16 protein-coding genes are annotated in these 18916 nt (G+C 41.5%); 12 read left to right on the forward strand and 4 right to left on the reverse strand.

Features of this window, described 5'->3' with window-relative positions; genetic code table 11:
- Positions 1-91: 91 nt before the first annotated feature.
- Positions 92-1489 carry a sodium:solute symporter family protein gene (locus tag Ga0466249_RS23585; protein ID WP_215831954.1) on the reverse strand — a complete coding sequence of 466 codons (1398 nt, stop codon included), beginning with the start codon at positions 1487-1489 and terminating at the stop codon, positions 92-94.
- A 318-nt stretch (positions 1490-1807) separates the two neighbouring features.
- Between Ga0466249_RS23585 and Ga0466249_RS23590 the strand changes: the two genes are divergently transcribed.
- The 4 genes from Ga0466249_RS23590 (at position 1808) to Ga0466249_RS26845 (ending at position 7886) form a co-directional block, all read left to right on the forward strand.
- Positions 1808-3493, forward strand: coding sequence for a LytS/YhcK type 5TM receptor domain-containing protein (locus Ga0466249_RS23590; protein WP_215831955.1), 1686 nt, complete (start codon positions 1808-1810; stop codon positions 3491-3493).
- Positions 3453-4229: a LytR/AlgR family response regulator transcription factor gene (locus Ga0466249_RS23595; protein WP_215831956.1), complete on the forward strand. Its 777-nt coding sequence runs from the start codon at positions 3453-3455 to the stop codon at positions 4227-4229. Before Ga0466249_RS23590 ends, Ga0466249_RS23595 begins: the two co-directional genes overlap by 41 nt.
- 304 nt (positions 4230-4533) lie before the next feature.
- A complete protein-coding gene (locus Ga0466249_RS23600; RefSeq protein WP_215831957.1) occupies positions 4534-5790 on the forward strand; it encodes a nickel pincer cofactor-dependent isomerase, group 22 in 1257 nt (418 codons plus the stop codon).
- 95 nt (positions 5791-5885) lie between these two features.
- Positions 5886-7886: a methyl-accepting chemotaxis protein gene (locus Ga0466249_RS26845; RefSeq protein ID WP_246589006.1), complete on the forward strand. Its 2001-nt coding sequence runs from the start codon at positions 5886-5888 to the stop codon at positions 7884-7886.
- A gap of 108 nt (positions 7887-7994) precedes the next feature.
- Here the strand turns inward: Ga0466249_RS26845 and Ga0466249_RS23610 are convergent, their stop codons facing one another.
- The gene (locus Ga0466249_RS23610) at positions 7995-8270 is read right to left on the reverse strand and encodes a hypothetical protein (RefSeq protein ID WP_215831958.1); all 276 of its coding nucleotides are present in this window, start codon (positions 8268-8270) and stop codon (positions 7995-7997) included.
- A gap of 798 nt (positions 8271-9068) precedes the next feature.
- On the opposite strand from Ga0466249_RS23610, the gene Ga0466249_RS27350 reads away from it, so the two are divergent.
- The gene (locus tag Ga0466249_RS27350; protein ID WP_281422702.1) at positions 9069-9191 is read left to right on the forward strand and encodes a hypothetical protein; all 123 of its coding nucleotides are present in this window, start codon (positions 9069-9071) and stop codon (positions 9189-9191) included.
- Here the strand turns inward: Ga0466249_RS27350 and Ga0466249_RS27355 are convergent, their stop codons facing one another.
- Both Ga0466249_RS27355 and Ga0466249_RS23620 read right to left on the reverse strand, forming a co-directional pair.
- Positions 9192-9935 (reverse strand): 3D domain-containing protein, encoded by a 744-nt coding sequence (locus Ga0466249_RS27355; RefSeq protein ID WP_215831959.1) that lies wholly within the window; start codon positions 9933-9935, stop codon positions 9192-9194.
- Between the two features lie 371 nt (positions 9936-10306).
- Positions 10307-10879 carry a nitroreductase family protein gene (locus Ga0466249_RS23620; RefSeq protein ID WP_246589007.1) on the reverse strand — a complete coding sequence of 191 codons (573 nt, stop codon included), beginning with the start codon at positions 10877-10879 and terminating at the stop codon, positions 10307-10309.
- A gap of 193 nt (positions 10880-11072) precedes the next feature.
- Between Ga0466249_RS23620 and Ga0466249_RS23625 the strand changes: the two genes are divergently transcribed.
- The 7 genes from Ga0466249_RS23625 to Ga0466249_RS23655 all read left to right on the forward strand — a co-directional run bounded on the left by Ga0466249_RS23625 (position 11073) and on the right by Ga0466249_RS23655 (position 18904).
- Entirely contained in the window at positions 11073-11216 is a 144-nt protein-coding gene (locus tag Ga0466249_RS23625; protein ID WP_215831960.1) for a hypothetical protein, read from the forward strand.
- 23 nt (positions 11217-11239) lie between these two features.
- The gene (locus Ga0466249_RS23630; RefSeq protein WP_215831961.1) at positions 11240-11527 is read left to right on the forward strand and encodes a hypothetical protein; all 288 of its coding nucleotides are present in this window, start codon (positions 11240-11242) and stop codon (positions 11525-11527) included.
- Positions 11528-11653: 126 nt separating this feature from the next.
- Positions 11654-11740 (forward strand): K(+)-transporting ATPase subunit F, encoded by an 87-nt coding sequence (kdpF, locus tag Ga0466249_RS27910; RefSeq protein ID WP_215831978.1) that lies wholly within the window; start codon positions 11654-11656, stop codon positions 11738-11740.
- Positions 11741-13444 (forward strand): potassium-transporting ATPase subunit KdpA, encoded by a 1704-nt coding sequence (gene kdpA, locus Ga0466249_RS23640; RefSeq protein WP_215831962.1) that lies wholly within the window; start codon positions 11741-11743, stop codon positions 13442-13444.
- 12 nt (positions 13445-13456) lie between these two features.
- Entirely contained in the window at positions 13457-15487 is a 2031-nt protein-coding gene (kdpB, locus tag Ga0466249_RS23645; protein ID WP_215831963.1) for a potassium-transporting ATPase subunit KdpB, read from the forward strand.
- 28 nt (positions 15488-15515) lie between these two features.
- Positions 15516-16094: a potassium-transporting ATPase subunit KdpC gene (gene kdpC, locus Ga0466249_RS23650; RefSeq protein WP_215831964.1), complete on the forward strand. Its 579-nt coding sequence runs from the start codon at positions 15516-15518 to the stop codon at positions 16092-16094.
- Positions 16095-16213: 119 nt separating this feature from the next.
- Positions 16214-18904 carry an ATP-binding protein gene (locus tag Ga0466249_RS23655; RefSeq protein ID WP_312889827.1) on the forward strand — a complete coding sequence of 897 codons (2691 nt, stop codon included), beginning with the start codon at positions 16214-16216 and terminating at the stop codon, positions 18902-18904.
- The last annotated feature ends 12 nt before the right edge of the window (positions 18905-18916 follow it).

The following is an 18916-nucleotide window of genomic DNA, read 5'->3' on the forward strand; positions in this document are numbered from 1 at the left end:
CTCAAGCTACTTTGCAGTTCATGGATCATATCTGTTGTTATTTGATTGTATTTTTGCATTTTCTTCTCTCCTCATTTAGTAATTCGCAGCATTATGCCTTGTTACTTTCAACCTTTTTTCTGGTCCATAAGCTGACCACGATAAGTGCAATGGCACTGGCTATTAGACCAGGATACAACGGGTCAATGCCTTTAGGATATAATACGAACCACCCAATGTTGACTAGCGGTCCCAGCGTTACGGCAACCACACCTGCTATTGGTGTAACAAACCGTGGTAAGAGCATGGCTCCAAGTAATGGGAATAAGGCTGTACAGCCTCTCAGTCCTTGTGATAAATAGGTCCAGCCTAAAATGAGTGAGCCTGCGTTGCCATTAGCAATAATGGCCGTAATAACGCAAATGGAAAAAATCAGGCCGCGCTGTACCAAAAGTGTTTCTTTTCCACTGGCGTTTACTTTTATATACTTTTGGTAGATATCGCGGGTAAACATTGTTGAAATGCCTAAAGTTAAACCCGCCCAAGTTCCAATAACTGCAATTAGCAGTGTACCTAAAACAATTCCGGCAACAATCGGCGGCAAAAACTGCATAATGAATGTAGGAAAAACTTCAGCAGACAGTGTATTGGGAAAGTTGACTCTCATAAATAATCCGACTAAAATACCACAAATGCCAATTGGTGGTGACAAGAGCGCTGCTGCTAAGGCTCCTTTGCGCGATTCACGCAAATTTTTCGCCGATACCACTGCCTGCATATAAGTCTGAGTAGAAAGAATACCAACTAGTACCGAAAAAACAGCAGCCATTTCTTTTTCTATACCGCGCCCGAACATTGAAAACCAGGGAAATGCCGGAAGTACACTGGTAAAACCACCGACTCCGCCCATGGTGAAATAAGCGGCAATACCGCAGCTCAACATCGCAAAATACACCAGGAACAACTTAGCAAGACCGGCAAACCCAGTGCCCAAAATACCACCGAACAACACGTACGCCAATGCAAATACCACACCAATACTTGAGGATATGATCGGGTTCATATGAAACATTGCACCCATTAAAGCGACGAAGGACAAGACCTGTGCCACTAGGTTAAAAAAAATACCGACAGATGTAAATACACTGGAAATTGCGCCGATATGTCTGCCATAAGTATTGACTAAAAACTGTGGAATTGTTTCGGCCGAGCTGATATAAAACTTTTTCGACATACCCAACCCCAAGATGATGAATCCAATTCCACCGCCAATAGTATACCACCAAGCAGAAAAACCAAATTGAAAAGCCAGTTGTGCTGTTCCAATCGTCGATGCTCCTCCTACAAAGGTGCCGAGAAGTGTACCTGTCACAAGGGGCCATCCGGCTTTGCGTCCACCTGTCGAAAAATCCGTACTTGATTTTACTTTACTACCTGCATAAAGCCCGACTCCCATAATTAGGATAATTGCAAATAACACACCCATAATATGGCTTCCGGTAAGAATCATTCTATACCACTCCTTATTTTATAATAATATACACTCCCGAACGCTTTTACCGTAATTTTCTGTCATGCTCCTTTCCGACAAAAATAGACTCTTCTGAATTTATTATAAATCTCGCGCAAATTTTGTGGGGGATTTTTGGACGAATGAGGAAAAAGTCGCTACCATTATGCTAATATTGACAACCAACTCCACCAAAGCAACAAAGCGAGACCTCCCACTGACAGAAGTGGGAGTCTCGCAATCAGTCAATATTTTCATGACAAAAAAAGTGTATTGCTGTATACTTTGCTTAGAGTGTTTAACGAAGTAGGTGTGTGTATGCTATGGCCTGATTGGGTACTTATATGGTCTATAATTCAGAATATTTCATTAGTTGGTATAATCGGATATTTAGTGACCCGAATAAGTGTATTTCATCGCACTCTGAGTTATTCACATTTTAGGACGTATGATAAACTAATATTGGGCCTCATTTTTGGAGTATTCTCGGCTTTTGGAAACTGGATTGGGATCCCAGTTTTAGGTTCGATGGCCAATCAACGTATTGTTGGACCGATTGTCGGTGGACTGTTAGGTGGTCCTCTTGTAGGAGTTATAGCCGGAATTATCGGCGGTTTAACGCGTTATTTTATGGGCGGATTTACAGTTTGGCCTTCGGTTATCTCCAATGTGATTGTAGGTTATATCAGCGGAATGGTATACAACCATTATGGTTCACAACGCATTAATATTAAGATTGCTTTCATTACCGCAGTTGTATGTGAAGGCATCCTAAAATTAATGATTCTCACAATGTCCAAACCATTTCAGACCGCTTGGCAGTTAGAACAAGTAATCGGAATAGCTACTACTATTTCAAATTCTATGGCAGTAGCTTTTTTTGTATATATTGTGCATGATATCATACATGAGCAACATAAAGCTCAGGCCTTATCAGTGCAACAAGCAATCAGCATGATTCAAAAAACCAGCGATTTTCTACAACAAGGATTAAATGAAGAAAGCGCCACGAAAGTTGCTAAGAGAATATATCAGGAAACAAAGGCGGGTGCTGTTGCCATAACTGACACGGAAAAAGTGCTTGCCTTCGTTGGCAGCGGAGAAGAGCAGCATTTGCCGGGAATGCCGATTTTTACGGCGGAGACTAAGTGTGCAATTAAAAACAAGCAAGCGGTAATTGATGCTCCGCTTATGGTTAGTAATGAACTTGTGGGCACGTTAAAACTATATAAGAAAAAAAATCAAATAATTGAACCCCACGAAGCAGAGTTGATTCAGGGTATTGCCAATTTCTTAAGTCTTCAATTAGCCCAACAGAAGTTGGACAAACAGCAACTGCTACTTTTACAAACGGAATACAGCATGTTGAAAGCGCAAATCAGTCCCCATTTCTTCTTTAATACTTTGACGACGATACAGGCGCTGATTATGTCAAAACCAGAAAAGGCTGCTGCTCTAATTAAGGATTTGGCAATTTTTTTTCGTAAGACTTTGAAACTGGGCTCGGAAATCGTGTCTTTGCGTGAGGAATTAGATTCAGTTAATACCTATCTCCGTATTGAAAAGGCCAGGTTTCAGAATCAAATGCATGTCTCAATCAATATACCCGAGAAATTACTTAATCATCCATTACCTGTTTTTACGCTTCAGCCACTAGTAGAAAATGCTATCAGGCATGGAATAAGTATCAAAAAGGGAGGCGGGACAGTTCAGATAGTAGCTTATTATAAGGAAGAACAGCTGTTTGTAAAAATAATTGATGACGGTGTGGGAATTTCTAATTATCAATTACAAGATAACAATCCTAAATTTCCTCCCTCGTCGACAGGAAGTGGAATAGGATTATGCAATGTTCATCGGCGTATTCAAAAAATATATGGAAGTGAGTTTGGTCTGCAATTTATTAGTATTGTAGGACAAGGAACGGAAGTAACATTAAATCTGCCGTGGACGGAGGAAGAAAGTGGAGCTATTGAAAAAGTTAAAAGTACTCATTGCGGATGATGAATATGCCATATGTGACGCTTTAACCGATATATTAAAGAAAAATCCGGTAACAGAAGTCGTCAGTGTTTGCCATGATGGTGATGAGGCATTAGAGAACATTAAAGTATTTAATCCTGATTTGGTGTTTTTGGATATACGTATGCCGGGGATGACTGGATTGGAGCTAGCTAATACCCTGAAGGAGTGGGAAGAACCACCAATTATTGTTTTTGTTACCGCTTTTGATGATTATGCAATCCAGGCATTTGAAGCAGATGCAATTGATTATGTTTTAAAACCTTTTGATGCGAATGACATTGAAAAGGTGATTCGAAAAATAAAGAAGCTTTTTTCAAAAAGGTTCAATATTGATTTAGCAGAAAAACTGTCGATGCAACCACCCCAGCCCAATCAATTTCCCCTTCAATTTTGCTTTTATCAAGGGGATAAGACTCATATCGTTCACTATCAAGATATTCAATTTGCCTATGCCGAAAATCGCGAAGTATTTGTTCAGACTATTGATGGCGAAAAATATACTTGTAAATTAATCTTGCAAGAACTCGAGGACAAGCTAGATCCTAACCAATTTTTTCGGTGCCATCGAAGTTATATTGTAAATATGTTTTATGCCAAAGAAATTTCACCTGGCTTTAACCGGGGATATTTACTGACTATGAAGGGAACCAAAAATGTAGAAATCCCTGTTAGTCGCGCTATGATAACAAAATTATCTCGATATATCTGTTTCTAAGTTAAACCCTAGAGCTAACGCTAAGTTAACGCTAGGGTTTAACTTAGAAATTATTTATAAAGAGCTTAAAATTTTTTTGACGGATGAAGATCTATAATTTATAAATACTGTCTCGTATTCTTATGATGACCATTTTATCCTATCTATTGATATTATGGTCGCCTTTTTTTCCCTATTCGTCCGGAATTTTCACAATAATCCATAATTTTATTTTAAAATGAAATTGGGAGTATTTGCTATAGAGGTTTTCAAGGTGTTCAGCTATTGCAAGTGATCACAGCACATTAAAAGGGGAGGCAATGACATGGTTGAATTGGTAAAGCTGTACCGTCTTACGCAAAATTTTTCTCGACCTCAGATAAAGGATATCTCTGGAAAGACTGCTCAAGAATTGGCAGTGCTCAGCTTGAATAAAAAAATCCAGCCGGGACAAAAGATTGGCATTACTGTAGGTAGCCGGGGAATCCAAAATCTTATTCCAATATTGCAAACTGCCGTCAATTATATTAAAACTCTTGGTGCAACGCCCTATCTTATCGCAGCAATGGGAAGTCATGGTGGCGGAACCGCACAGGGTCAAAAAGACTTGTTGGACAGTTTGGGAATAACTGAAGATACCTTGGGAGCGGAAGTAGTAACCTGCTCCGATTGTGAACCCATTGCGCATACGCCCAATGGGTTGCCAGTGTTTATTGTTAATTCTGCTTTAGCTATGGATGGAATTCTGATAATCAATCGTGTAAAAACCCATACCTCTTTTAAAGGAATAGTGGAAAGCGGTTTGATAAAAAAACTTGTTGTAGGATTAGGGGGACCGAAAGGCGCTAAACAGTTTCACGGATTTGGTCCGGGCGAACTAGCCAGGTTACTGGTCGAAATTGGAAACGTAATCCTGTCGAAGCTACCTGTTCTGGGTGGGTTGGCAATAATCGAAAGTGCCTATGAAGAAACAGCAGCGATTAAAGCGGTGACTGTCCAAGGAATGGTGAAACAAGAAAGCGATCTTTTAATCTATTCCAAATCGTTGATGTCCTCCCTGCCGGTAGATGATATTGATCTTCTCATTATCGAAGAAATGGGTAAGAACTATAGTGGCACTGGTATTGACACAAATATTATCGGTCGGGCGCGGATTCAGGGTGTGATCGAGCCGGAAAAGCCGAAAATCAAGCGGATTGCTGTGCTTGACCTTTCAGAGGAATCCCACGGCAACGCTACTGGAATAGGAATGGCCGATTTCGTAACCAAACGACTGGTGGATAAAATTGACCGTCAGACGACTTACCTAAACTGTTTAACTAGTACCTTCGTGACGCGGGCGGCTATACCGATGTATTTCGATACGGAAAAAGAGCTGGTGGAAGCGGCACTCTACAGTTTGAGCGGCATTTCTCCTGAGAAACTGCGAATCGTCATTATTCCCAATACCTTATTTTTAACCGAATGCTTCGTCTCAGAGACGATTGCCGCTGAACTGACTGGCAAAGCCAGTATAAAGCTTGAAACTGAGCCCCAAACGTTGACTTTTGATCCAGACGATAATATTAACCTAAGAATTTAAAGCAGAAAAAGATTCGTTAGGCTTCATAGTGAAAAATTGACAATAGTCGGCAGCTTATTTGCTCCATACGTATTTTGAGAAGGAGAATCATAAGAATGCGCAAAATAGCAAAAATGAATAAGATGAATAGCATAAAATCCAAACTTTCTTTTATAATGCTTCTAGTTACAATAGTATCATTATGTACCTTAGGCTCAATTAATTATTGGAACGCGCAAAAAGTAGTTATTGCGAATTGCGAAGATAGTTTAAATGGTTTGGCACTGAACAATTCGGAAAAGCTTGGTCTATGGATTGATACACGTAAAAAAGAAATGGGAATATTGGCGAGTAGTCCTATTATAATGGACGGGAATTATGATAATATTGTTAATTACCTGCAAAACGAAGGCAAACGCGATGGTATCTATATGCGCTTCTTGGTTGCTGATTTGAATGGAAATACCTATTATACGGATGGTTCGAGGTCAAATATTAATGAGCGACCTTATTTTCAACAAGCAAAAGCAGGGAAAGTCGTTGTGTCCGATCCTGTTATGTCCAAAGTAGATGGAAAAGCGGTTATCGTGATTGCCGTACCAATTATAAAAAACTCAAGTGTAGTCAGTGTTCTCGGGGGAACGGTGACAATGGACGATTTAACAAAACTGGTGTTGAACATTAAAGTTGGAGATTCAGGATATGCCTACGTAAAACAAAATGACGGACTTACCATTGTGCATCCTGATCAAAACCAGATTATGAAAAGTAATCCGTTGAAAGATTCTAATGCTAACCCAGCCTTAAAAACATTGACAGAAAGAATGATACAGGGTGAAAATGGATTAACTAAGTATACTTATGATGGCACGGAAAAATATGTCGCTTTCGCTCCCATACCAGGAACGACTTGGAGTTTGGCAGTAAATGAACCAGTAAAGGAAGCTACTGCGAAGCTAAATTCATTGATGTGGATTTCTGTACTCATTGTACTTATTGTTCTTATTATAGCTGCCGTAATCGTTCACTTATTTGCGAAGCGGATTGCCGCTCCCATCCAAAAGCTACGCGCTTTTGCCAATCTGATCGCGAATGGAGATCTTTCGAATACAGATGCAGACATACATTCAAATGATGAGATTGGAGAACTGGCTGCGTCGTTTAAAACGATGGCGGAAAACTTACGATCTCTTATCAGGCATGTAACGAGTTCTGCGCAACAAGTTAGCAATTCGGCCGATGATCTTACTGCTAATTCTGAACAATCCGCACAGGCTGCTAACCAAGTGGCGGGGGCTATTACAGATGTAGCGCAGGGAGCGGAACAACAGTTGAACGCTGTCAAAGAGACAACTGCCGTGGTTCAAAAGATGACAGATAATATTCAACAAATAGCTGCTAATGCAAATCGTGTTGCCGATAAAACGTCCCAGACTGTTGGCATGGCAAATGAAGGTGGCGAGTCTGCTGACAAAGCGGTCACTCAAATGGCTAAGGTTGAGCAGACCGTTAACAATTCAGCTCAAGTGGTAGCAAAATTAGGCGAAAGTTCCAAAGAAATTGGACAAATTGTCGATACTATCGCGGGAATTGCAGGGCAAACGAATCTGTTAGCTTTGAACGCTGCCATTGAAGCCGCTCGGGCTGGAGAACAAGGACGGGGCTTTGCGGTTGTGGCCGAAGAAGTTCGTAAACTGGCTGAACAATCGCAGGAAGCAACACGGAAAATTGCCAGTTTGATTGGCGAAATTCAGGGTGATACAAGTAAGGCTGTTGACGCTATGACGGAGGGAACTGGCGAAGTTCAACTAGGAAGAGAAGCTGTAAATACTTCGGGCAAAGCATTTCGTGCTATTGTTGCTCAGATTACGCAAGTATCTGATGAAGTTAAAGAAATTTCAGCGGCCATTCAGCAAATGGCCAGTGGCAGTGAGCAAATCGTACTATCCATTAAGGAAATAGACGAATTAAGTAAAAAAGCTACGGGTGAAGCACAATCGGTATCGGCTGCAACAGAAGAACAGTCGGCGTCGATGGAGGAAATTGCCGCTTCAAGTCAACATCTTGCTGTAATGGCGCAAGAACTTCAGACGGAAGTTGGGAAGTTTCATATTTAGCTTCAGTTAATTTTGAGGTGGCCTCGTAAAAGGGATTTTCACAACCGTCATGGTTTGAAAATCCCTTTTTATCTTTGCACATTAGAAATTTAGAATGTCCATGTATTTTTAAATTTGGTTATTCAGAATGTCTTTTAATTGTTGAATTTCTGTTCTTAATTCCTGAATTTGTAGTTGCATGTCTGGTGCAATGCTAGATTCTTGACTTTTTAGCAATGCGCGTTGAGTTACAATTAGTAATAATGCTACACCCGCGGACACCATGAAATTGCCAAGAACTAAAAGTTCTTCATCGCTTAATGAATTTCCGACACCGATACCAAAAACGGATACTAATGCAACAATTTCATTGGGGCTTAAATTGCTAAATAGTATATTATCCATTCTGATCATCCCTTAAAATTCTTATGATAATATATGACGTTCTTTGCTCAGGATATTCTACCAGCAGGGGAGAAACTACAATGAAAATCATATGAACTATGTTTAAGAGGATGATAAGGAGTAACATAGAAAAAACCAGAGTATTCCTCCACGACAAGGAAGCTCTGGTTTTTCCGGTGGGAAAGTAGGTGTAACTTTCCATTGATAGGATATCCGGAGATAAAAATATTATACGGGAGGGATTAACAAAGTGAATCTATTATAGAGCGACGAAATTAATAGACATCCGTTAGGAATGAATATTACCAGGTTTGATTTAGGGAAAAACGGATTTTAATAACATATTTAATGATGTTACCGGAGTTATCATAGTAGTTGGTCATTTTACGCAACGCACGACATTCTTCGACTTCATTGTTCTTGTTATCAACATAGACAACCTTGACATGGGAAGACGGTAATTGGTCGATTACACACATTATAATGTCAACTCACTTAATAATATTGTCAATCTCGTCACTCTATAACAGTTATTTTTATTATAATCCAAAATGGTTATGATAAAAACAGTAATTTCAGAATTAATTGATAAAACAAAATAGGCGTTTTAACATACAGTCATTCGAATTTATAGCGAGGTGCTAAGGGTTAATGGGGTAATTCCTAGTTTAAATATCTCAGGAGTTTTGGTGTTAAATATTTAGGTGATATTGGGTATACTATGAATTAGTACTACATAACAGGTTGCAATCATATATTGTACTGAATTATATTATCAAGTATTAATGAGGAGTAATCATGATTAAACTGCAGTGTACTCAATGTGGCGAAATATGGTATACCGCAAGTACCTTGCCGAATCAAACTTGTGATACTTGCGGTGGGGTTCTTGTAGAAATCACTAAGGAGGTGAGCGATTGATTAGGTAGTAGGCGACTTGACAACGTACACTTTTACCTTTTGGATACCGAAGTCGCTAGCTTCATCGTCCGACGATTTTGCAACGTCGATACGGTTACCCTTGATTGCGCCACCCGTATCTTCCGCTATCGCATAGGCACCATGACCATCGGGGTATTGAAGGTATACACGTGAACCTAAGGGAATAACTTTTGGATCCACCGCGATTACGCCAGGGCGAATATTCGTACCCGTATAGGTCTTGTTTCCCCATTGATCGTTATCTTTAGACCCGGGAGCGTAAGCGGTTGCCGTAGCCTCCACTACCTGCTTAAAATCAGCCGGAGGCTTATTATCAGGCGATTGTTTTTTTGCATCTGGCGCTGGATCCTTAACTGCCGCGGACTTTTCCGCATTGCTGTTCGGATTTGCTGAATTATTCGGCTGATTCTTGCCTGCTTTTTGGTTCGAGGTATTTTCTTGTTTACTGGCATTGGGCGTTTGTTTCACCGGTTTACCCACATGATTCTTGTCCAATTTGGACTGCAGGCTACTTGTTAGATCATGTTCATTAGAATTCAGCTTTGTTTTTAACGTTTTGTGTGAGGCATTGATGTTCGGAATGGCTGCAGCATGAACTGTAGTCATAGGAATTCCCGGCAACATCACCGAGGACATGATAATTGCCCCGGCAAATGCAGCCGCAAGATGTTTAAAGTTTTTCTTACCATGCAAGCTAGGCTTTTTGCGAGTTGTATGGTTCATATCAACTTCCTCCTTTATAAGATTCTTATTAATAGTGTTTGCTAAATTTTTTTTCAAATTCTCAGTATTTTTTAGAAAAGAACGATAAAATGCAAAAAAATCTAAAAATCAAGCCTTCGCAGGTATGCGGAGGCTTGATTTAGTATAGTGGTATTATCCCTATTCCCATCAATGAAATTAGGATAAGGATCAAAGATGCCGGGATTGTTAATTGCCAGATAATAATGGCAAAGGTTGTTGTGACCGTTGTACACAGGGTTCATTTAATTGTAGGTTTTAGATGATCTGGGAAACTTGCGGAGCCAATAATAAAAGACGCCTTTCGGCGTCTTTTATTATATGTATAGTGAGTATAAAAATTTGATGTAACTTTAGTTCATTACGATGTCTTTTAGCTTGCGCTTTGGAACATGATGAACTTGTTTTTCATCACGCCAGTATTTTGTATCACCCTCCGCTTCCATTTCGTCGATGACAACTGTTTCTTTTGGTTTGCCCAAAGCGATGACGAGTAGTATTTGATGGTTTTTTGGCATATTCAGTACTTCATGCAACTTTATCTTTTCAATATTGCCAATCATGCATCCTCCCAGATCTTGCTCGATTGCACCGAGTAGGATCGTTTGGGCAGCAATGCCTAAATCGGCGGGATTGCCTAGTGTGTACGTTTCATCTTGCACAAGTACAAGATATGCGGATGGTCGTTCTCCCTCAACAGGACCTGGCCAGTCTTTGAAAAAGCCAGCCCAAGCCACGGTCTCAAATATCTTTTGATTGAGTTCTTTTTCATAAGATAGATAATACTTTATGGCTTGTTTATTTGCACCTGATGCGACAATTCGAGCCGAGTCGATAAGCTGCAGTAAGATTTTCCGGCTTATTTGTTCATTTTCCCAAAAACGACGATAACTACGATTGGCTTTTACCATGTCATGAAACATCATGTTCCTCCTTAGTGGTATTGAATTAATGATTTAATTATAATTCATATTTTTAAAATAAGTTGTTTTTAATTAATTTTTTTGACAAAAATTTACGGTACTTTTATACGTTATGCTTTGATCTTTATCCAGTTTTTATATGACGAGTGCTACTATCAAAGTAAGGCTTTTAGAATGATTTTGGAGGGTGAGGACAATGCCTTTAGCAAGCATGTGGTTATTAAAGTTCGGATATGCTTTATCATTTGTTATTCTATGGATGGCTGGTTATATTGGTATAAAAAAATCTTACAATATCATGCGTAAAGAGTTAGGCGGTGGGCACTATAAATCATTTTAATTGAAAAGACAGGAGGTCGGTACATGTTTTTGACGATGGATGAAAAAAGGTTATTATGTGCATTTTATAGGGAGTTACTAGTTGAGGAACAAGGTCCCCATCAGCCCATTTCTTCAGAACAATTAGATATGACAAAGGAGTCCTTTCAAATATCTTTAGACCACTTGTTAAGTGAATGCTTGCTATGGAAATATCATGTATTCGAGTTTGGAACTCATTGTTCGACTGTGGAACATATAAAAACTTGTTATGATCAGTTTTTTTTGTCAAGTTTCGGTGAAGAGATGGCTAAAAAACTTATTAGTTCTTAATTTTACATGATTTTTATATTTTTTTTATGGTTTAGCCTAGAATCTTAACCCCGGTTTTATAAGAAAGGTGATAACCTAACTACAGAGTATCCATTGACTTAGGAAATATTTCAAGGGGGCATAAAAATGGACGATTTTTTGGTTGGCGGAATAGTTACCGTCGGGCTATTGATTTATCTTGTATATGCATTATTGAAACCGGAGGAATTTTAAATGTGGAGTGACATTTGTTTGTTTTTGGCTTATATAGTCATTTTGCTGTTATTGGCTTGGCCGTTAAGCAGCTATGTGGCCAAGGTTTTTGAAGGACAAAAGACTTTTATGGATCCTTTACTGAGGCCTCTAGAAAAATCGATTTACAAAGTAACCCATATTGATTCCCTAAAGGAAATGGATTGGAAACAATATTGCGGGGCCCTATTAATTTTTCACTTATTGAGTTTTCTAGCTATATTTATTACCCAATTAGCACAAGGGTTCTTACCCTTTAATCCGGAAGGGCAAATCGGTCTTACCTGGGACTTGGCTTTTAATACGGCCGTTAGTTTTGTTACCAATACGAATTGGCAGGCTTACAGCGGTGAAACAACCATGAGTTATTTCACGCAGATGACGGCCTTGACTACGCACAATTTTCTTTCTGCAGCCACAGGTTTAGCAGTAGCTATTGCGCTTATTCGCGGCTTGACGCGTAAAACAACGCGGAATTTAGGTAACTACTGGGTGGATATGGTTCGAGGAACGCTTTGGATTTTATTACCCCTTAGTATTGTCTTAACCCTTGTATTTGTTGAACAGGGAACGATTCAGAATTTATCGCCTTATGCCACAGCCACGACGCTGGAAGGGGCTGAGCAAAAGATTGCGCTAGGACCTGTGGCATCACAAGAAGCCATTAAGATGCTGGGTACCAATGGTGGCGGATTTTTCAATGTCAACTCGGCTCATCCTTTTGAAAATCCTACACCACTAACTAATTTCCTTCAGACTTTAGCCATATTTTTGATTCCAGCGAGTTTGGTTTTGGCTTTTGGCCGTCTAGTAAAAGATAATCGGCAGGGACGTGCAATACTCGCGACGATGCTGCTGTTGTTTGTTCTCTTTCTTGGTGCCATGTATGCTAGTGAGCTTTATGGGAATCCCAATTTGTCTGCGCTTGGTGTAGGTAGTCCGAACATGATGGAAGGAAAGGAAGTTCGCTTTGGTTTGGGTAGTACCGTACTGTTTAGTACGGTGACCACGGCTGCATCGTGTGGTGCTGTAGATGCTATGTTTGATAGTTTTACTCCGCTGGGCGGTTTGATTCCCATGCTGCAAATCATGTTAGGTGAAGTCGTTGTCGGCGGTGTTGGGGCAGGATTTTATGCCATGATGATGTTCGTTATTTTGACTGTGTTCATTGTAGGTCTGATGGTTGGACGCACGCCGGAATATTTAGGCAAAAAAATTGAAGCCCATGAAATGAAAATGGCCATACTGGCTGTTTTAATTCCCTCATTTGCCATTCTTGTTGGCAGTGCCATTGCTTGTGTAACAGATGCAGGAACTTCGGCTACAAATAATGCGGGCCCCCATGGGTTCAGCGAAATTCTTTATGCTTATGTTTCTAGTGCGGGCAATAACGGGAGTGCTTTTGCCGGACTGAGTGCAAATAGTCCTTTTTATAATATCACCTTGGGTATTACGATGTTATTGGGTCGTTTTGGCGTGATTATTCCTGTGCTGGCCATTGCCGGAAGTATGGCTGAAAAGAAGACCTCTCCGGTAGGTGCCGGAACATTTCAAACGCATGGTGGACTATTTGTTGTCTTGTTGGCTGCAGTGGTGCTGATTGTGGGGGCTTTGACTTTCTTACCGGCCTTAGCATTAGGGCCTATAGTGGAACATCTACTCATGCTCAAGGGACAGTTATTCTAAGGGGGAGAATCGATGAATAACAAATTGAAATTTGACCGTCAGATGATCGGATCGGCTATTTACCAGGCGTTCGTAAAGCTTGATCCGCGTGTGCAAGTGCGTAATCCGGTAATGTTTATCGTCATGATTGGCGCTTTACTGACGACGGTTATGATGATACGGGACATTATCGGCGGTAGTACTTCTAATATTGTTTTTGAGCTTCAGATTACTTTATGGCTGTGGTTTACTGTTTTATTTGCTAATTTTGCGGAAGCACTAGCTGAAGGACGCGGCAAAGCGCAGGCTCAGGCTCTGCGCAAGACGCGCACAGAAACACAAGCTAAGAAATTAAAAGGGGATCATGTTCAACTTGTTGCTGCGGCTTCGTTAAAGAAGGGGGATATGGTTCTGGTTGAACCAGGTGATATTATTCCTAGCGACGGTGAAGTGATCGAAGGAGTTGCTTCTGTGGATGAGAGCGCTGTAACAGGCGAGTCAGCTCCTGTTATTCGCGAATCAGGCGGCGATAAATCTTCTGTCACAGGTGGTACGAGACTTTTATCTGATTGGTTGAAAATCAGAATTACTGCCAATGTTGGGGAAACTTTTCTTGATCGTATGATTAATCTTGTTGAAGGTGCCAAACGGCAAAAGACACCCAATGAAATTGCTCTTACCATTTTGCTAGTGGGTCTTACCATTGTGTTCTTGATTGCTGTTGCAACAATTGAACCTTTTGCGGTTTATTCATCCATTACGATTTCTGTCACTGTACTGATTGCCTTGCTTGTCTGTCTGATTCCGACAACCATCGGTGGACTGCTTAGTGCCATTGGAATTGCCGGGATGGATCGTCTGCTTCAACGTAATGTGCTTGCCATGTCGGGTCGTGCTGTTGAGGCGGCGGGGGATATTGATGCGCTTCTGCTTGATAAAACAGGCACAATTACCTTGGGGAACCGTATGGCAGCTGAATTTATCTCGGCTCCGGAAGTGTCACCCGAGGAAATGGCTGATGCCGCGCAATTGTCATCGCTCGCAGATGAGACGCCGGAAGGCCGCAGTATTGTTGTTCTTGCTAAACAATTATATAACCTTCGGGAAAGGGATATGGCTAGTTTAAACGTTACGTTTATTCCCTTTACGGCTCAAACCCGTATGAGTGGTGTTGATTTTGGGGATGTTCAAATTCGTAAAGGTGCCATGGATGCAGTGAGAAAATATGTCGAAGGACTTGGCGGCATCATTCCTGAACAGGTTCAAAGGGATTGCGAAAATATTGCAAAAAATGGCGGGACACCCCTTGTTGTGGCAGAACGGACCAAGGTGCTTGGTACGATTTATTTAAAAGACGTTGTAAAGGGCGGAATTAAAGAACGGTTTAAGGAATTACGTCGAATGGGAATTAAAACCGTTATGATTACGGGGGATAATCCTTTAACAGCGGCAGCCATTGCAGCTGAGGCAGGTGTAGATGATTTTTTGGCTGAAGCCACACCGGAACATAAACTTGAACTGATTCGTAGTTACCAAGATAAGGGAATGCTTGTGGCTATGACAGGGGATGGAACGAATGATGCTCCGGCCTTGGCGCAAGCAGATGTGGGTGTAGCCATGAATAGTGGTACACAAGCTGCTAAGGAGGCCGGTAATATGGTCGATCTTGACAGTAATCCGACAAAGCTGATTGAAGTCGTTGAAATAGGTAAGCAGCTTCTTATGACACGCGGCGCTTTAACGACTTTTAGCATCGCCAATGATGTAGCGAAATATTTCGCTATTATTCCGGCTATGTTTATTGCGGCTTATCCATCGCTTAGTACATTAAATGTCATGCGTCTAGCGACACCGCAAAGTGCGATTTTAAGCGCTGTTATATTTAATGCCCTGATTATTGTGGCGTTAATTCCACTTGCTCTTAAGGGCGTTAAGTATCAGCCGCTTGGTGCCGATGTGATTTTACGAAAGAACTTGCTTATTTATGGAGTGGGCGGGTTGATTGCTCCCTTTATCGGAATTAAATTGATTGATATGTTGCTCGTTGTAATGAGACTTGACTAACAGTTGCTGGGAAAGGATGATGAACAATATGATAAAGCAAGGAATCAATGGATTGTTGCTGCTTGTTGTGCTCACTGCTTTGACGGGTTTTGCCTATCCATTAGCTATGACTGGGTTGGCTCAGGCGTTTTTTCCGCAGCAAGCGAGGGGCTCGTTTGTTGAACAGGATGGAAAGATAATCGGTTCAATGCTTATCGGACAAAATTTTAGTCAGCCTGGCTATTTTCAGGGGCGGCCGTCAGCTGCTGGTGACGATGGTTACGATGCCGCAAGTTCTTCTGGAACGAATCTGGGTCCTACGAGTGCCAAGCTGATGGATGCCATTCAAGGTAAAGCTATCGAGGTGCGTAGTCGAAATCACTTGGCTGATGATGCGGTTGTTCCGGCCGATTTGGTAACCTCGTCAGCAAGTGGTCTTGATCCGGACATTTCTCCGGAAGGGGCTTATCTTCAAATCAATCGTGTTGCCGAGGCACGCAATCTGTCTGTTGACCAAGTGAGAAAACTTGTGGACAGTGAAATACGTTATCCTCAGTTTGGAATATTAGGGCAAGCCAGAGTGAATGTGCTTAGACTGAATTTACTGCTTGAGGATATTGCACAATAGGGATATGATAAAAGATAGTACGAGTACTCGGAAAAGCAATCGGAAATTACCCATAACAGGTTTGGTGTTATGGGTAGTTTCCTATTTAAGAAACGAAAAGGTAGAGAGGGGGTACTTTGGTGGACACAGGCTTAGAATCGCGTCGTGATCCGGAACGGCTATTGAAGAAAGCGAGTAAGGAAATGAAAGGGAAACTGACGGTATTTCTTGGGGCTGCAGCAGGTGTGGGAAAAACGTATGCCATGTTGGAAAATGCCCAGGAACGACTCAGCGAAGGTGCTGATATTGTCATTGGGTGGGTGGAACCCCATGGACGAAAGGAAACAGAAGCTTTGGCAGTGGGATTGCCGAGGATCGCGCCGCGCAGGATGGAGTATCATGGCAAAGTACTTGATGAAATGGATATTGATGCGATACTTACCAAACATCCTGAGATTGTGTTAGTTGATGAATTAGCTCATACTAATATTGCCGGTTCCCGTCATGTCCGTCGCTTTCAGGATGTGGAAGAACTGCTTAATGCGGGGATTGATGTCTATACGACTCTTAATATTCAGCATGTAGAAAGTTTAAATGATGTCGTCGAGCGTATTACACAGGTAACTGTTCGCGAAACAGTTCCTGACTCGATATTGGAAAATGCCGATCAAGTTCAGTTGATTGATATTCCACCAGCGGATCTCATTAAGCGGTTAAAAGAAGGCAAGGTTTATATCCCCGGGCAGGTTGAACGCGCGTTGCACAACTTTTTTCGGCCCGGCAATATTAATGCATTAAGGGAGATGGCTCTGCGGTTTACTGCTCACCGTGTGGATCAGCAGTTAAATGAATATATGCATGATCATGCCATTGAAGGACCTTGGCCGGCAGCGGAGAAAATATTAGTTTGTGTGAGTGCCAGTCCTTTTTCAGCCTATTTGATTCGGATAACAAAAAGAATGGCGGCAGGAATGAAAGCCGATTGGTATGCCGTACATGTTGAAACATCTCATCGGGCGGTTCTTGGCGATCAGGATAGGGAGCGGCTGGCGCGTAATCTGCATCTAGCGGACGAATTGGGCGGGAAAATCATGTCCATATCAGGTCGTGATATGGTAGAAGAACTGCTGCTCTTTTCTCATACGGAAAATATTTCGCATATCGTCATTGGCAAGCCGCTAAAAAATCGTTTTTGGGAGTGGTTAACAGGGGGTGCTCTTGTTGATAATCTGATTCGAAAAAGTGGCGGTATTCAAATTCATGTCATTCAAGGTAAAAAATCTGCCGAACCGATAGCCAAGGTTGAAACAGTGACGAAGTCGCAGCCTCGTTGTTGGAAGTATTATATGGGCGGTTTGGCCATGATGGGCGGGCTGACAGTTTTTTGTTTATTTATGAAGCAATTGGATTTGGTGAACATTGCTATGCTTTACTTGTTGCCAGTTTTGTTGAGCGCTGCATGGTGGGGGCGGGATCCATCCTATGTTACGGCAGTTTGTACGGTTGTTGTATTTGATTATTTGTTTGTTCCCCCTATTATGAGTTTTAGTGTACTTGATATTCGCTATATTTGGAGTTTTATTATTTTTCTGCTTGTCGCATTTATATCAGGTGGTCAGACAGAACGGCTCAGGAAAGAGGCACTTTTTGCACAACAGCAAGAAAAAAGAATTCGTGCGCTATATGAATTTAGCCGAGAGATGGCGGCACTCGTTGATTTGGAGGCTATCGTTGAACGTTTGGCTGTCAAAGCTTCACAAGCACTTGAACGCTCTGTTGTAGTACTACTTCCTAATCAGGGGGGGAAGCTGGAAATTCGTTCTAGTGGAAATACGGATCATTGTCAAACGGAGTTTGCTCGTGATGCCAGCGAATTTGCCGTGGCTAGTTGGGTATTCGAACACGGCCAGGTAGCAGGACGATCAACAGAGACGCTTCCTTCGGCTCAGTTTCTCTATTTGCCGATGAATGTTCGTGGGAAAACGATTGGTGTTCTCGGTTTGCATATGGTCGAAAAAAGTGTAACGCCGGAACAGAGACGGCTCATTGATGCCTGGGCAACGATTGCTGCCATTGCAGTCGAAAGAATTCATTTAGCAACAGAAGCGAGTCAAGCAGCGCTTGTCGCGGAATCGGAAAGATTAGGTGCGGCGCTTTTTAATTCCATATCGCATGAACTTCGGACGCCGCTTGCTACGATTATGGGGTCTGCTTCAACCTTACTTGATCAAGAGATACACATACCGAAAGAGGCACAGGTGGAACTGAAAGAAAACATTAAAGACAGTGCTCTGCGTATGGAGCGTATCATCAATAATTTACTTGATACAGCCAGACTTGAGAGTGGTGTGATGAATATTAAGCGCGATTGGTGCGATATGGAAGATATTATGGGTGTAGCGCTGCAACGTTTGGTGGAACGGCTAAAAAATCGTCCCACGAAAGTAGAAATTCAAGGGGAGCTTCCGCTTATTAAAGGTGATTGCGTTCTATTAGAACAGGTGTTAGTCAATTTGTTAGATAATGCCATTAAATATTCGCCTGCTGATAAGTTGATTGAGCTCCGTGCTTTTGTGGAAGACACGAAATTAGTCGTTTCGGTGGCTGATCAAGGAGTCGGTATTCCGGAAGAAGCATTAGAAAAGGTATTTGAAAAATTCTATCGTGCCGGAGGGAGCTCTATTGCGGGTGGAACGGGTCTGGGATTATCTATTTGTAAGGGAATTATTGAAGCCCATGGTGGAACTATTTGGGTAGTGAATTTGCCAACAGGCGGAACGCGGTTTACTTTTATGCTGCCGCTAAATCAATCGGAAGTAAATATTGGTTAAAAGTAGGTGACA

The organism is Pelorhabdus rhamnosifermentans, assembly GCF_018835585.1.
In the GTDB taxonomy this organism is placed as follows: domain Bacteria; phylum Bacillota; class Negativicutes; order UMGS1260; family UMGS1260; genus Pelorhabdus; species Pelorhabdus rhamnosifermentans.

What these genes read in the sequence shown, in the direction of transcription:
- Ga0466249_RS23585 (WP_215831954.1), bottom strand. Translation starts at nt 1,489, where the DNA reads ATGATTCTTACCGGAAGCCATATTATGGGTGTGTTATTTGCAATTATC.
- Ga0466249_RS23590 (WP_215831955.1), top strand. Translation starts at nt 1,808, where the DNA reads ATGCTATGGCCTGATTGGGTACTTATATGGTCTATAATTCAGAATATT.
- Ga0466249_RS23600 (WP_215831957.1), top strand. Translation starts at nt 4,534, where the DNA reads ATGGTTGAATTGGTAAAGCTGTACCGTCTTACGCAAAATTTTTCTCGA.
- Ga0466249_RS26845 (WP_246589006.1), top strand. Translation starts at nt 5,886, where the DNA reads ATGCGCAAAATAGCAAAAATGAATAAGATGAATAGCATAAAATCCAAA.
- Ga0466249_RS23610 (WP_215831958.1), bottom strand. Translation starts at nt 8,270, where the DNA reads ATGGATAATATACTATTTAGCAATTTAAGCCCCAATGAAATTGTTGCA.
- Ga0466249_RS27350 (WP_281422702.1), top strand. Translation starts at nt 9,069, where the DNA reads ATGATTAAACTGCAGTGTACTCAATGTGGCGAAATATGGTATACCGCA.
- Ga0466249_RS27355 (WP_215831959.1), bottom strand. Translation starts at nt 9,935, where the DNA reads ATGAACCATACAACTCGCAAAAAGCCTAGCTTGCATGGTAAGAAAAAC.
- Ga0466249_RS23620 (WP_246589007.1), bottom strand. Translation starts at nt 10,879, where the DNA reads ATGATGTTTCATGACATGGTAAAAGCCAATCGTAGTTATCGTCGTTTT.
- Ga0466249_RS23625 (WP_215831960.1), top strand. Translation starts at nt 11,073, where the DNA reads ATGCCTTTAGCAAGCATGTGGTTATTAAAGTTCGGATATGCTTTATCA.
- Ga0466249_RS23630 (WP_215831961.1), top strand. Translation starts at nt 11,240, where the DNA reads ATGTTTTTGACGATGGATGAAAAAAGGTTATTATGTGCATTTTATAGG.
- kdpF (WP_215831978.1), top strand. Translation starts at nt 11,654, where the DNA reads ATGGACGATTTTTTGGTTGGCGGAATAGTTACCGTCGGGCTATTGATT.
- kdpA (WP_215831962.1), top strand. Translation starts at nt 11,741, where the DNA reads ATGTGGAGTGACATTTGTTTGTTTTTGGCTTATATAGTCATTTTGCTG.
- kdpB (WP_215831963.1), top strand. Translation starts at nt 13,457, where the DNA reads ATGAATAACAAATTGAAATTTGACCGTCAGATGATCGGATCGGCTATT.
- kdpC (WP_215831964.1), top strand. Translation starts at nt 15,516, where the DNA reads ATGATAAAGCAAGGAATCAATGGATTGTTGCTGCTTGTTGTGCTCACT.